Origin of the sequence: Pseudoduganella dura (genome assembly GCF_009727155.1) — a bacterium.
In the GTDB taxonomy this organism is placed as follows: Bacteria; Pseudomonadota; Gammaproteobacteria; order Burkholderiales; family Burkholderiaceae_D; genus Rugamonas; species Rugamonas dura.
Genome location: NZ_WNWM01000002.1, coordinates 3,395,928 through 3,408,981 on the forward strand (window position 1 = coordinate 3,395,928; position 13,054 = coordinate 3,408,981).

Consider the following 13,054-nt stretch of genomic DNA (forward strand, 5'->3'; position numbering starts at 1 on the left):
GGTCAGCCTTTCTGCGCGGCGAGATCGCGCGCCACTTCGATGATCAGGCTCTCCTGGCCGGCCACCGCATTGCGTTTGCCCAGGGCGAAGAAGATGTCGCGGGGATCGACCTGGTATTCTTCGGCGGCGCGCGCCACCGGCTTGGCGAAGCCGGAAAACACCCCGGCCAGCCCGGACACGATGGACAGCGGCGAGATCGTCGGCGCCACCGGATTGAACGCCTTCTCGGCGATATCGGCGGCGTCGAGGATCTTGTACAGGTCGATGCCGGTCTCGACGCCCATTCGCTGGAATACGGCGACCAGCACTTCGAGCTGGGTATTGCCGGCGCCCGCGCCGAAGCCGCGGATGGTGCCGTCGATGATGCTGGCGCCTTCCTCCACCGCGGCCACCGAATTGATCACCGACATGCCCAGATTGTTATGGCCGTGGAAGCCGACCGGGATCGACAGGCCGTTCACCAGCGTGGCGATGCGCTCGCGCACGTCGTCGGGGAAGTAGGCGCCGGCCGAATCCATGATGACGATCGCTTCGGCGCCATACGATTCCATCTTCTTTGCTTCTTCCAGCAGCACGGCCGGCGAGGCCATGTGGCTCATCATCAGCACTCCCCACGCCTCCTTGCCCTGTGCGCGGGCGTAGGCGATATGGCGGTCGGTGATGTCGGCTTCGGTGCAGTGCGAGGCGACGCGGAACAGGTCGACTCCCAGTTCGACGGCGCGGCTCAGGTCTTTCTTGATGGTGCAGAAGCCGGGAATCACGTGGATCGCCAGGCGGGTCGTGCGCAGGTGCTCGCGGGCCACGGCCAGGATTTCCTCGTCCGTCAGGCTGGCTTCGCCCACCAGCAGCGACGAGGCGCCCAGGCCGTTGCCATGGCCCACCTCGACGATCGGCACGCCGGCGGCCTCGGCCGCCTTGCAATAGGCGGCGAACGCTTCGCGGCCGAGCTGGTGGCGCACGGCGTGGTTGCCGTCGCGCAGGGTAGGGTCGCTGATCAGTACTTGCTTAGCCATGCTTGGCCTCCTTCGGATCCTTGCTGATGGCCAGCATTTCGGCCACCGCGATTGCGGCGCAGTTGATGATGTCGAGATTGCCCGCGTACTGGGGCAGGTAGTCGCCGTTGCCCAGCACCTTGACGGTGGTGACCACGCGGCCGCCTTCCATGGTCGGCGGCACGATCAGCTGGAAGCCCGGCACGTAGGTCTTGAGCTGGGCCACCATCGCCTCCACGGCCGCGCGGATGGCCGGCAGGTCGGGATCGGTGATCTTGGCATAGATCGTGGTCTGCATGTCGATCGGCGGATTGGCCGGGTTCAGGATCAGGATCGCCTTGGCGCGCTTGGCGCCCGAGAAGCGCAGCAGCGCATCCTCGGTGGTCTCGATGTATTCGTCCAGGTTGGCGCGCGTGGCCGGGCCGGCGCTGCGCGAGGCGATGCTCGACGCCACCTCGATGTATTCGATGCTCTGGTGGATGCCGCCGATGGCGCTGGCGATCGGGATCGACGACTGGCCGCCGCAGGTGATCATGTTGATGTTGCGGGCACCCGAATCGAGACATTCGCGCGCATTGATGGCGGGAATGCAGAACTCGCCCAGCTTGGCCGGCGTCATGTCGACCACGGTCTTGCCCAGCTTTTCCAGGATGGCCCAGTGCTCGATGTGGGCATGGGCCGACGTGCAGTCGAACACCACGTCGCAGATCGACGGGTCGGCCACGATCGCTTCGATGCCCCGGTCCGAGATCGGCACGCCGAGCTGGCTGGCGCGTTTCATGCCCGCCGAGTTGAAGTTGCGGCCTGCGAACAGCGTGCAGGTCAGGTTCGGCGACCGCATGATCTTGACCAGCAGGTCGGTGCCGATATTGCCGGAACCGATGATGCCGATCCGGGTCTTGTTGGCCTGACTCATTCCAGATTCTCCTGAGGGGGTGCCGGGTGCCGGGCGGGGCGGCCAAGGATGGCGGCCGCTTCGCCCAGCACGGTGTCCAGCGAGGTGTATGCGGGCTGGTAGCCAAGGCTGGCCGCCAGGCGCTGGCGCGAATAATAGTGGGGTTTGGCGCCGGTCGCATTGAGCGGCGCGGCGGGCCCGGTTTCGTAACGCAGGCCGAACCGTTCGGCCATGGCCGCCAGCAGGGTGGCCTTGTCCACCGGCGCGGCGCTGTAGCAATCGAGCGCCCGGTTGCCCGCCGGGCCGCGCAGCACGCGGTCGACCAGCTGGAAGAAATCGTCCGGGTGCAGGAAATCGCGCACCATCGGATCCGGCGAGGTGCGCAGCACGCCGCCGTCGCGCACGGCGCGCAACAGGTCGGTGATGAAAAAGCGCGCGGCCAGGTCCTGGCTGCGGCTGAAGTAATTGAACACGCGCAGGTCCGTGATGGCGTGCTGCGGCAGCGCCCGGTGCCGGCACTCGGCGTGCAGCTTGGCCGCGCCATACCAGTCCTGCGGCGCCAGCGCGTTGAGCGGCACGACGGCCAGCGTGTGTTCGTCCACCGGCTGATGAAAGACGTGACCGTACGCGGCGCCGCTGGAAAGGAAGATATAGCGTCGCTCCGGCTGGCGCTCCAGCCCGCGCAGCGCCAGTTCGTCGTATTCGGCGGTGATGCCGAAGATGCCGTTGCCCAGCGCGGCGGCGCGCGCCGGATCGCCGACACCGACGAAGTTGATCACCGCGGCATGGTCCTGCTCGCCGTAGGCGCCGTAGGGCAGTACCTCGTGGCGGCCGGCCAGGCCGGCGCCGGCCAGCCAGCGCTGCACGGCCGCCGTATCGCGGGCATACAGCAGCGGCGTGTAGCCGCCGTGCCGCGCCATCGACTGCACCAGATCGCGCGCCAGCTGGCTGCTGGCGCCGAGAATGGCTACGGTGATCGGCGTCGGCTCGCGCATGGGTACCATTACAGCGATTTCGACTTCTCGTGCATGCCCTGCAACATGGCCCCCTCCAGGGTTTCGCGCGGCAGCAGCGGCGACAGGTCTTCCAGCGGCGGGGAAACCAGGCTGCCATCCGCGCGCGCGACCAGCGACAGCTTCGGCGAGAACAGCTGCTCCGGGTGCATGAACACTTCGCAGATCACCGGGCCGGTGGCGGCCTGCACCTGGGCCAGGGTACCGTCCACTTCATCCCAATGGCGGATCTGGAAGGCGGGAATGTCGAAGGCCTTGGCCAGCTTCGAAAAATCGGGGCACGAGATGCCGGACTTGCGGTCGGTGCCCACGTAGCCGCCCTTGAACAGCGCGTTCTGCGTGTGCTTGATCATCAGGTAGCCGTCGTTGTTGAAGATGAACAGCTTGATCGGCAGCTGGTGGTGCACCACGGTCTGCAGTTCCTGCAGGTTCATCATCATGCCGCCGTCGCAGTTCAGGCACATCACCTCGCCGCGTTCGTTGGCGAAGGAGACGCCCAGCGCCGCCGGCAGGCCGTAGCCCATCTCGCCCAGGCCGGTGGAGGTCATCAGGCGCTGGCCCGGCTTCAGGCGCAGCACCTGGTGGCCGCACAGCAGCGCCGTGCCCATGTCGGTGACCACCACCTGGTCATCCTTGAAGAAGCCGTTCAGGCGCTCCATGAAGCGGTAGGAGTTCATGAAGCCGCCCTTGTCGGCGTGTTCTTCGCCCACCCACGGGAACTGCTCGCGGTAGGCGTGGCAGCGCTCGATCCACGCCGCCTTGCGCGGCGCCGGCGCCGGCTGGCGCGCCAGCAGGCCGTCGATGAAGACGCCGGCGTCGCACACGATCTGCTGCTCGGTGCGGGTACCGAGCTTGCGCGCTTCGGCCGGGTCGATGTCGACCACGTCGATGCGCGCCATCCGCGCCAGTTCCGTCAGGTCGTAGCCGACCTGCGGGATCGCCAGCCGGGTGCCGATGGCCAGCACGTAGTCGCTGTTCTGCAGGATGAAGTTGGCGGCGCGCTGGCCATACACGCCGGCGCGGCCCATCACCAGCTCATGGTCGGAATCGAGCATGTCGATGCCGGCCCACGAGACCAGCACGGGCACGCCGAGGCGTTCCAGCAGCGGCAGCAGCTTTTCTTCCGCGTGCGCCAGGCGAATGCCGTTGCCGAGCCACAGCAGCGGGCGCTCGGCGGCCAGCAGCGCGGCCAGCGCGCTGTCGATCTGGCCGTCGATATCCGGCGTGGCCTGCTGCGGCTGCGCCGGCGGCGCGAACTGCGCCATCGCTTCGCGCTCGACGCGGCTGGACTGGATGTCCATGGGGATCTCGACCCACGTCGGGCCCGGGCGGCCTTCCAGCGCCACGTGCGTGGCCTGCTGCAGCGCGCGCAGCGTCTGGTGCGGCTGCGTCACGCGTTCGGTGTACTTGACGATGCGCTCCACCATCTGGCAGGAGTCGTAGCCCTGCACGCCCCACATGCGCAGCGGGTTGTCCGGGAAGCAGTACTTCGAATTCTCGTTGCCGGCGATGACCAGGCAGGGAATCGAATCGGCCCATGCCGAGGCCACGCCCGTCACGCCGTTGGTGGAGCCGGCGCCGGTGGTCAGCAGCACGGCGGCCAGGCGGCCGTTGGTGCGGTAATAGGTTTGCACCGCCATGCACGCGGCCTGCTCGTGGTGCACGCACACGATCTCGGTGTAGCCATGGTGCGCGATGGCTTCGAACAGGTGCACGTTGCCCGCGCCGATGATGCCGAACGCATGGCGGATGCCGAGCGCCTCGAGCTGCTCGGCCACCAGTTGCGCGACCTTGATTTTCTCTTGCGATGCCATCAGAAATTCACGCCGAAGAAGGTTTCCAGCTTGTCGACCACGTAGTCGAGCATCTCGCGCGACAGGCCGGGATAGACGCCGACCCAGAAGGTGTCGTTCATCACGCGGTCGGTATTGGTCAGGTCGCCGGAGACGCGGTAGTTACGGCCGATCATGTAGGGCTGGCGCGTCAGGTTGCCGGCGAACAGCAGGCGGGTACCGATCTTGTGCTGGTCCAGGTAGGTCAGCAGGTCGACCCGCGACGCGTTCGCTTCGGGCTTGAGCGTCATCGGGAAGCCGAACCAGGACGGATCGGACCCTTCGGTCGCTTCCGGCAGGATCAGGAATTCGGCGCACGTCTGCAGCCGTTCCTTCAGGTAGGCGAAGTTGTCCTTGCGGGCCTGGATGAAGCCGGCCGCGCGATCGATCTGGGCCAGGCCGCAGGCCGCCTGCATATCGGTGATCTTCAGGTTGTAGCCCAGGTGGCTGTACGTGTACTTGTGATCGTAGCCTTCCGGCAGCGTGCCCAGTTTCCAGCAGAAGCGCTTGCCGCAGGTGTTGTCCTTGCCGGGCGGGCAATAGCAGTCGCGGCCCCAGTCGCGGAACGATTCGGCGATCATCTTGAGCTCGGCGTTGTTGGTGAACACGGCGCCGCCTTCGCCCATCGTGATGTGGTGCGCCGGGTAGAACGACATGGTGCCGATGTCGCCGAACGTGCCCACCATCTTGCCGCGGTAGGTCGATCCCAGCGCGTCGCAGCAATCCTCGATCAGCCACAGCCGGTACTTCTTGCACAGCGCCGTGATCACGTCCAGGTTATAGGGATTGCCCAGCGTGTGCGCCAGCATGATGGCCTTGGTCTTCGGGCCGATCGCCGCTTCCAGCTTGGTGACGTCGATGTTGTAGGTGCCCAGTTCCACATCCACGAATACCGGTATCGCCCCGAACTGGATGATCGGGTTGACGGTCGTGGGGAAGCCGGCGGCGACACCGATCACTTCGTCTCCCGGAACGATGGCGCGCGGGCCCAGCTTCGGCGAGGTCAGCGTATTGAAGGCCACCAGGTTGGCCGAGGAGCCCGAGTTCACGGTGATCAGGTGCTGAACGCCGATCAGCTTGGCCAATTTGGCTTCGAACTGGTCGTTGAACCGCCCCGTGGTCAGCCACGCATCGAGCGAGGCTTCCACCATCAGCTCCATTTCCGGCGCGCCGACGACCTTGCCAGCCGGCGGAATGACCGTGACGCCCGGTTCGAAAGCGCGCGGCTGGCTGGCCAGCTCACCGTATTGGCGGACCAGCGCCGCGATCTGCTCGCGCAGTTGTTCTTTGCTTTGTTGTTCGCTCATGGTCAGCCTTCTTTGTATCCGGTATGTTGATAGATGTTGATCTGTTCCTGCGTGACGGCGCGCATGTCCTGGCCGGCGGCGTGCGCCCGGTGCCAGGCCACGATGTGATCGAGGGTTTCGCCGAGCGACCAGCGCGGCTGCCAGTCCAGTCGGCTGCGGGCCTTCGAACAGTCGAGTTTCAGGTAGGTTGCCTCATGCGGCTGCGGCGCGCCGTCCAGCTCCCAGGCGGCGCCGTCTCCCCAGCGCTGGCACAGGCGTTCGACGATCCATTGCACCGGGCGCGCATCGGTGTCGTGCGGGCCGAAATTGAAGCCTTCGGCGTACTGCGCGCCATCGCTCACCAGGTGTTCGGCCAGGGTCAGGTAGCCCGACAGTGGTTCCAGTACGTGCTGCCAGGGCCGGATCGCATGCGGGCTGCGGATCCGCACCGGCGTGCCGCGGCCGATGGCGCGGATCATGTCGGGGATCAGGCGGTCTTCCGCCCAGTCGCCGCCGCCGATCACATTGCCGGCGCGGCCGGAACCCAGCGCCACGCCATGCTCGGCATGGCTGGCCGGATTGAAGAACGACGAGCGGTAGGCGCCCGTTACCAGTTCGGCGCAGCCCTTGCTGTTGCTGTACGGGTCGTAGCCGCCCATTGCCTCGTTTTCGCGGTAGCCCCAAGGCCATTCGCGGTTCTCGTAGCACTTGTCGCTCGTGACATTGACGACCGCGGCCACGCCGGGGGTGGCGCGCACCGCTTCGAACAGGTGCACCAGCCCCATGACATTGGTCGAGTAGGTACCCACCGGGTCGACGTAGGAATGGCGGACCAGGGCCTGGGCCGCCATGTGGATGACGATCTCGGGTTGCGCATCCTGCATTGTGCGGCGCAGCGCTTCGGCATCGCGGATATCGCCGGTCAGCGACACCATGCCTTCGGCCACGCGGGCTGCGGCGAACAGGCTGGGCTCACTGGGGGCGGGCAGGGCAAAGCCGGTAACGTGCGCGCCGAGCGACTGCAACCACAGGCTGAGCCAGCTGCCCTTGAAGCCGGTATGGCCGGTCAAGAATACGCGCTTGCCGCGCCAGAACGCCGGGTTCATGGCCAGCGCTTCCAGGGCGCCTTGCCGGTTTGCCACAGCTCTTCGAGCAGGACCTTGTCGCGCAGCGTGTCCATCGGCTGCCAGAACCTGTCATGGAAGAACGCATCGATCTGCCCGTTCTGGGCCAGGCGTTCCATCGGTTCCTTTTCCCAGGTCGTAGCGTCGCCGTCGATCAGGTCGATCACCTTGGGCGACAGCACGAAGTAGCCGCCGTTGACCCAGTTGCCGTCGCCCTGCGGCTTTTCCTTGAAGCTCAGGATGCTGTTGCCATCGAGTTCGATGGCGCCGAAGCGGCCCGGCGGCTGCACGGCCGTCATCGTGGCCAGCTTGCCGTGCTGCTTGTGGAAGGCCACCGCCGCGCCGATATCCACGTCGGACAGGCCGTCGCCATAGGTGAAGCAGAAATCCTCGTCCGGGTTCAGGTACTTGCGCACGCGCTTGAGCCGGCCGCCCGTCATCGTGTTGTCGCCGGTATCGACGACGCTCACTTTCCACGGTTCCGCATTGCGCGCATGGACTTCCATCGTGTTGTACTGGATGTCGAAGGTCACATCCGACATGTGCAGGAAGTAGTTCGCGAAGAATTCCTTGATCACATAGCCCTTGTAGCCGCAGCAGATCACGAATTCGTTGATGCCGTGCGCGGAATAGCTCTTGAGGATATGCCACAGGATGGGCTTGCCTCCGATCTCGACCATTGGCTTGGGACGCGTGGAGGTTTCTTCGCTGATTCTCGTTCCCAGTCCGCCAGCGAGTATGACTGCTTTCATCTCGGTTCCTCGAGTGATGATTGTTATGCTCTCCGCGCCGCGAGAGATCGCTCTTATTGTGGAGCATTTGGCGGCATTCTAAACCGAAAATAAGAGGCGTAGCGCCCGCTAATTCAGGGTCTTTTCATCGGACGAATTGAAGGTTGTTGCACTGCCAATGACCGAATAACAAGACAGATGTCGATAAGATCATTCCAGTGCGACGCGCGGTCGCCGGTGCGCCGCGGCATGCGGTTTATCTTATCGTTACGGAGATATCGGCGCTGTCCTAGACGCGTCGGCGCAGCCGGTAGTGCAGCGACGCCATTGCAGCGCCGCTGCCCGGTGGGCAGCGATTGCGCCGGGCAGCCGTCTTGTGCGGCCACTTGGGCGCCGGCTTGCACCGTGGCGTGCGTGCCGGCTTATTTGCCGGTTTATGTGGTTTATTTGCCGGCTTATGTGGTGGAAGTCATGTCGCGATCGCCCGCAACAGGTACTGGTAAGGCAGCGCATCCTGTTCGGCCAGCGCCGGATCGGCGCCGGTACTGGCGGCGAGCTGGTGAATGGCCGCCAGTACCGCGGGCGGCGGCGGATTCGCATTCACCGCCGTCATCTCGGCGATGATGAAGCCGCATTCCTGCAGCAGCGCGGCCAGCGAGGTACGGGTGAACAGGTGCAGGCTGCGGCGGTCCGGCACGCCGCCCGGCTGGTAATGCAGCGCGCCCGACGCGAGCTGCGACTGGACCACCCAGTTCTGGGCATTGTTGACACAGATGACCAGTTCCACGCGGCCGATCGCATGGTGGCGCAGCTTGCGCAGGAACGCCCACGGATCGCGCAGCCGTTCCAGCGTTTCCGGGAACACCCAGCACTGGGTGGCCGACAGCAGCTGCCAGGTCCGTTCGCTCAACGCTTCGGGATCGGCGGCAACCGCGCGCGGGTTCGCGCTGCGCGGCGGCAGCGACGGATCGATCGCGGTGAAGTGCGAATTGGGCTGGCGCTCGCGCCATGCGCGCATCAGCGATGCGCCCCCCACCTCCACCACGCTGTGCATGCCCGGCTGCATCAGCGACAGCATGCTGCTCAGCTGGATGGTCAGTTCCGCCGGTGGCGGCAGGCCCGCTTCGTCGTGTGCCGGCCCGTCGCTGAGCGGTACCCCGGCGGGGCGCTTGACCACCGTTTCCAGCAGCGCTTCGTAATCGCGCACGAAGCGCGGCGTGTCGAACAGCGCGCTGGTGCCGATGTTGGCCGCCAGGCGCTGGCGCAGCGCCGCCGTGCGCGCCCGGTCGGTGGCCAGCGCCACGGCGGCGGCCTCGTAGTCGGCCAGCGTGTGCGTCACCAGTTCCGGCAGGCCCACGGCATGCAGCAGGCTGCCGGCCATGCGCGAGGAAAATGTGCGGCCCGACCAGGTGAGCACCGGCAGGCCGGCCCACAGCGCATCGCTGGCGGTGGTGCCCGCGTTGAACGGCGCCGTGTCGAGGAACAGGTCGGCCAGCTGGAAGCGGGCCAGGTAATCGGCCGGCATCACGCGGCCGGCGAACACGATCCGTTCCGGGCCGATGCCGTGCGCCTGCGCTTCGCGCTGCAGGTTCGCCACCGTTTCCTCCACATCGGCCACCAGCCACAGCACGCTGTCGGGCACCTGTTGCAGGATGCGCATCCAGGCCGCGAAGACCTCCGGCAGGATCTTGAAATTGCTGTTGAAGCAGCAGAAGACGAACGTATCCTCCGGCAGCCGGTTGTCGGCGCGCCGCGGCGGCGGCGCGATCTCGCGCTGCCGGTCGTTGATCTGGAACGTCTGCGGCATGCGCAGCGGCTTCTCCGTAAAGAACGGTTCCAGCTCGGGCGGCAGTACGAAATCGTCGGCGATCACGTAATCGACGCCGGGAATGGCGGTGGGGCCGGGGAAGCCCAGCCAGGTCAGCTGCACCGGCGCCGGGCGGTACGACAGGATGCCGACCCGCGCACCGGACGTGAGGCCATGCAGGTCGACCAGGATGTCGATCTCGTGCTCGCGGATGTGCTGCGCGGCCTGTTCGTCGCTCATGTGATCGATGCGGATGTAGTGGTCCATCGCGCCCACCACCCTGGCCCGCAGCGGCGAATTGTCTTCCCGGCTCCAGCTGAACGCATACACCTCGACCCGTTCGCGGTCGTGCAGCTCGTACAGTTCGGCCGTGAGGATCGACACCGCGTGCGAACACAGGTCCGATGACAGGTAGCCGACCCGCATGCGCTTGTGCGGATAGCCCTCCGGCGGGTGCAGCGGCGTCGGCTGCACGCCGCCGGGCACTTTTTCCTCGATATAGCGCTGCGACGCGGCAAGCTGCGCCGCCGGGTCGTGCGACGCGGCGAGCGTGGCCAGCGACGACGTGCACGCGAGCATCTGCTCCAGCGTGACGTTGCCGAACGGCTGGTAGACCGGCCAGCGGCACAGTTTCTGGCGCAGGTGGATCCAGTGCGTCAGCACCTTCGGCTGGTCCGGATCGCGTTCCAGGCTGCGGGACAGCCAGCTTTCCGCCTCGGTCAGCCGTTTCAGGTTTTCCAGCAGGCGGCCGATGTTGTTGATCGCCTGCAGCTTGAGCGCGGCGTTGTCGGGCGCATCGGGAATGTCGTCGAGGATCATGCGCCAGGTGTCGATCGCATCGTCCACCCGGCCGCGGCGTTCGCACAGCGTGCCCAGGTTCATGCGCGGCTCGATGAACGCCGGGTTCTGCAGGATCGCCTTCCGGTAGCTCAGCTCCGCCGCCGTATCGTCGCCGACATCGCCCTGCAGCACGCCGAGGTTGAACCAGGCGGCGAAGGCAAGCGGTGAGGGGGTATGTTCCAGCCAGATCTTGTACAGGGCAATCGCCTGCTGTGTCGCATTGGCTGCGCTCAGGGCTTGCGCAGCTTCGAACAGGGCGCCCAGCGGCATCACTCCCCGTTCGGCCTGGCGGATCACTTCAGGGCCGATGCCGGGAAGATTGGCGGTAACATTCATCGGATTGTCTGTGGCAGTCGGAGGAGTCCCGATCATACTCCGATGCCTCGACGCACTCCTAATTTTCGCCGCTCTGCGGGGCGCGCCGAAAGCCGGTACGATGGCAGGCAACCACGCTCCAGGCCGCCATGCTCAAGACTCCCGCCTCCTTCACGCCCTTGATTGATCCGTTGCTGGATTGCAACAATTCGCTCACGTTCATTTTTCACAATGGCAAGCTGCTGTTGCGCGGCCGGGAATTGACCGCACCCGAGACGGCGCTGCCGGACGATCCGGCCGCATTCGGCATCCCGACCGACCGGCTGCACCCGGTCGGCCTATGGAATGGCCGTTACTGCCAGGCCGCCTGGGCCGACAGCGATGCGTTGCCCGATGACGTTTACGCCTGGCAGAACCTGCGCGGCCTGTTCGGTATCACCGACGACGGTTTCCTGGGCCTGGCCGGCCGCGCCAGCCAGATCGCGGAATGGGCGCGCACGCACCGCCATTGCGGCGCCTGCGCGGCGCCCATGCGGCGCGCCACCGGCGAACGCGCCTACCGATGCCCGGAGTGCGGGCACACGGCCTATCCGCGGATCTGCCCGGCGATGATGGTGCTGATCCGCAAAGGCGACCAGGTGCTGCTGGCGCTGCACACCAATTCGCCGGTGCGCCGCTACACGGCATTGGCCGGGTTCCTCGAAGCGGGCGAATCGATCGAGGAAGCGGTGCACCGCGAGGTGTACGAGGAAGTGGGGCTGCGCGTCCACAGGCTGCAATACTTCGACAGCCAGTCGTGGCCGTTCCCGAACTCGCTGATGATCGCGTTTACCGCCGAGTACCTGGACGGCGAGATTCGCGTCGATCCGGCGGAAATCGAGGATGCCCGCTGGTTCGGGCCGGGCGACCCCTGGCCCGAGACGCCGCACGGCGTGTCGATCGCCAGCGCGCTGCTGGCGGCCAACCGCCCCGGCGATGGCCGGTGAAAGGAGACTATTTTGGGTATACTGAGCGATACCCTTTCATTTGAGCAGCATTCATCATGTCCAAAGACTCTTTTTCCGATCAAGACTGGCGCCGTTTCCTGACCTCGCTGGGCGAGGATCCGGACCGGCCAGGACTGGCGGAAACCCCGCACCGTGTGGCCAAGGCCTGGAAGCACTGGACGTCCGGCTATGACCAGGACCCGGTCGAGCTGCTGAAGGCGTTCGAGGATGGCGCGGAGGAATACAACGAGCTGATCGTCGTGCGCAACATTCCCGTCTACAGCCATTGCGAACACCACCTGGCGCCGTTCTTCGGCAAGGCCACCGTCGGTTATGTGCCGAATGGCAAGATTGTCGGGCTGTCGAAGCTGACCCGCCTGGTCGACTGCTTCTCCAAGCGGCTGCAGGTACAGGAGCGCATGACGGTGCAGATCGCCAACACGCTGATGGAAGTGCTGGAGCCCAAGGCCGTGGGCGTGGTGGTGAAATGCCGCCACATGTGCATGGAAAGCCGCGGCATCCGCACGCCGGGCGAAGAAACGATCACCTCGGCCATGCTGGGCGAGCTGCAACCGAACCTCGCGCTGCGCACCGAATTCCTGGCACTCGCCCGCGACTGATTCTCCCGCGGCGTGTAACCGAACAAAATCAGGGACAGACCTGTTTTAGAGGAAAAATCAGGGACGGACCCTGTTTTACAGGAAATTTCTTGTAAAACAGGGTCCGTCCCTATTTTTCGCCGGCCTCGGTGAAGGTGATCTTGTCGATTTCCGCCCGGAAATCGCCCACCTTCGTGCCGCCCACCGGTCCGCCCTCGGCAACGAGCGAGCAGGATTGCGTCTCCACGTGCCATACGTGGCTGCCGGCGCGCAGGCTCCAGCGGTTGTCGCCCTCGCTGAACAGTTCCACGGTGGTGTCTTCCAGCGGCAGCTCGGCCAGGTCGATGCGCCGCTGGCAGTCCGGCTGCCGCGTGGCCATCAGCACGAAGCGGCCTTCCTCGCTCCAGAAGTGATCCTGCTGGCGCCGCACGGTCAGCGTGTGTTCCCGAGTGCTGTCCGCATAGTAGGTGGCGGAGTCGTTGTAGCAGCCTGCCAGCAAGAGTGGCAGCAGCAGGGACGGCAGTATCGGCTTGCGCATGGAGAGTCCTGGCGGTGTTCGTCTGGACGATTATAGCCATGACCGCACGATTGCCCTAATGGACATCATTCGTTGCAATTAGGATAAACTTTACCT

11 protein-coding genes are annotated in these 13,054 nt (G+C 65.7%); 2 read left to right on the plus strand and 9 right to left on the minus strand.

Features of this window, described 5'->3' with window-relative positions:
* Positions 1-2 precede the first annotated feature (2 nt).
* The 8 genes from dmpG to GJV26_RS14890 form a co-directional block, all read right to left on the minus strand.
* Positions 3-1,013 (minus strand): 4-hydroxy-2-oxovalerate aldolase, encoded by a 1,011-nt coding sequence (gene dmpG, locus GJV26_RS14855; protein WP_155709489.1) that lies wholly within the window; start codon positions 1,011-1,013, stop codon positions 3-5.
* Positions 1,006-1,908: an acetaldehyde dehydrogenase (acetylating) gene (locus GJV26_RS14860; protein WP_155709490.1), complete on the minus strand. Its 903-nt coding sequence runs from the start codon at positions 1,906-1,908 to the stop codon at positions 1,006-1,008. Before GJV26_RS14860 ends, dmpG begins: the two co-directional genes overlap by 8 nt.
* Positions 1,905-2,891 (minus strand): NAD-dependent epimerase/dehydratase family protein, encoded by a 987-nt coding sequence (locus tag GJV26_RS14865; protein WP_229419305.1) that lies wholly within the window; start codon positions 2,889-2,891, stop codon positions 1,905-1,907. Before GJV26_RS14865 ends, GJV26_RS14860 begins: the two co-directional genes overlap by 4 nt.
* Entirely contained in the window at positions 2,891-4,714 is a 1,824-nt protein-coding gene (locus GJV26_RS14870; RefSeq protein WP_155709491.1) for a thiamine pyrophosphate-binding protein, read from the minus strand. Before GJV26_RS14870 ends, GJV26_RS14865 begins: the two co-directional genes overlap by 1 nt.
* Positions 4,714-6,039, minus strand: a complete 1,326-nt coding sequence (gene rfbH, locus GJV26_RS14875; RefSeq protein ID WP_155709493.1) for a lipopolysaccharide biosynthesis protein RfbH — start codon at positions 6,037-6,039, stop codon at positions 4,714-4,716. The genes GJV26_RS14870 and rfbH overlap by 1 nt, the downstream gene beginning before the upstream one ends.
* A 2-nt stretch (positions 6,040-6,041) precedes the next feature.
* Positions 6,042-7,124, minus strand: a complete 1,083-nt coding sequence (gene rfbG / locus GJV26_RS14880) for a CDP-glucose 4,6-dehydratase (RefSeq protein WP_173346336.1) — start codon at positions 7,122-7,124, stop codon at positions 6,042-6,044.
* Positions 7,121-7,894, minus strand: a complete 774-nt coding sequence (rfbF, locus tag GJV26_RS14885; protein ID WP_155709495.1) for a glucose-1-phosphate cytidylyltransferase — start codon at positions 7,892-7,894, stop codon at positions 7,121-7,123. Before rfbF ends, rfbG begins: the two co-directional genes overlap by 4 nt.
* Before the next feature lie 448 nt (positions 7,895-8,342).
* Positions 8,343-10,856: an O-linked N-acetylglucosamine transferase family protein gene (locus tag GJV26_RS14890; protein ID WP_155709497.1), complete on the minus strand. Its 2,514-nt coding sequence runs from the start codon at positions 10,854-10,856 to the stop codon at positions 8,343-8,345.
* Between the two features lie 128 nt (positions 10,857-10,984).
* Between GJV26_RS14890 and nudC the strand changes: the two genes are divergently transcribed.
* Both nudC and folE read left to right on the plus strand, forming a co-directional pair.
* A complete protein-coding gene (gene nudC, locus GJV26_RS14895; protein ID WP_155709498.1) occupies positions 10,985-11,821 on the plus strand; it encodes an NAD(+) diphosphatase in 837 nt (278 codons plus the stop codon).
* Between the two features lie 56 nt (positions 11,822-11,877).
* Positions 11,878-12,441, plus strand: coding sequence for a GTP cyclohydrolase I FolE (gene folE / locus GJV26_RS14900; RefSeq protein WP_155709500.1), 564 nt, complete (start codon positions 11,878-11,880; stop codon positions 12,439-12,441).
* Between the two features lie 109 nt (positions 12,442-12,550).
* Here folE and GJV26_RS14905 read toward each other — a convergent pair whose 3' ends face one another.
* A complete protein-coding gene (locus GJV26_RS14905; RefSeq protein ID WP_155709502.1) occupies positions 12,551-12,958 on the minus strand; it encodes a hypothetical protein in 408 nt (135 codons plus the stop codon).
* Positions 12,959-13,054: the final 96 nt, after the last annotated feature.